This window comes from Bartonella refiksaydamii, assembly GCF_902652675.1.
GTDB classification, from domain to species: domain Bacteria; phylum Pseudomonadota; class Alphaproteobacteria; order Rhizobiales; family Rhizobiaceae; genus Bartonella; species Bartonella refiksaydamii.
In genome coordinates this window covers 1-1,081 of the sequence record NZ_LR736379.1, presented here as the reverse complement: position 1 = coordinate 1,081, position 1,081 = coordinate 1, and the positions used below count along the sequence as shown (strand labels likewise).

General features: G+C 46.8%; 1 protein-coding gene. It reads left to right on the top strand.

The window, feature by feature from the left end; genetic code table 11:
* A partial coding sequence (locus GQO39_RS08945) for a hypothetical protein (RefSeq protein ID WP_198039453.1) occupies window positions 1-1,081 on the top strand: 1,081 nt, incomplete at both ends.

Genomic DNA, 1,081 nt, shown 5'->3' with positions numbered 1-1,081 from the left:
GTTGGCACTCACCTCGAAGAAGATGTTGACGTCTATGAACTCGAGGAAAAGCCGTATGATAGATTCGTGAACCTGGTAAAGACTTGGGAGCAGAGATACGCTGCGGGAGAAACGGAAGACAAGCCAATCTCTCGGGCTTCCATTCCGACAATTTCTCGGGTCGTCAAGAACGAGGAAAAGTCAAAGAAGAAGAGAGTCTATGACATTCCAATCACATACAAAGACTTTGCCATTTTGCAAAGAAGGTCAGAGGATATTCAGAAAATTCTGGAAGAAGTCAAGGAACAGAGAAAAAGATTGACAAAAGAAAAAATCCCAGAAGGTGGTCGTTTGCGCTTCCCAAAGCCCGAGGAGAGAGTGAAGCTCACTGAGAAACAGAGACAGCGAATGGATAAACTTGTCCAAGAAATTTTCGAAGCGGCAGAAGAAGCGAGAGAATCGCTCGCTCCAAGAACAGAAGCAGGAAGGTTCCTTTTGGAGAAACTCGAGAGCATCGGCGAGAGACGAGAAGAAGCCGAGAAACTTCGGGGAAAGGAGAAGAAGGAACTTTTGCGAGAACTTGACCAAGAAGAAAAAGAAGCAAGAGACGAGGCAGTCCTCCTTCGCACACGCCTTGCAAGCACGATGGGCATCGCCCCCAAAAAGAGGGGAACTCTCCTCGTTGATGTTCAAGTCACAAAACCCAAGAAGGGAGAGTCCACCAAAAAAACAGAACTTGCCAATATCAAAATCGGAGAGCGCGGAAAGGCCTCTCGCTCGTCTCCCACCAAAAAATCTGACTTTGGTTTCGCAGCTTGGAAAAAGTCAAAGACGAGAGACGCAAAGACGAGGAAGATTGCACGAGAAATTTTTGCGAGTTTTGTGGATGATGAGGACGCCGTAACCCTCGAGAAGAGTCTTGACAGGTACACAGACACCACAAAAGACTATGTCAGGAGATTGGCCATTCTTCAACTTTTGCTGAACAGAAAGTCTTCAGTCTCGAAGGAAAGCAAGAGATTCCACAAAGTGTACGAAACGGATGATTCTGGTGCTGTCAAGGCGAAAGAAGAAGAGCTAATGCCGGAGCTTTTGTACGGTC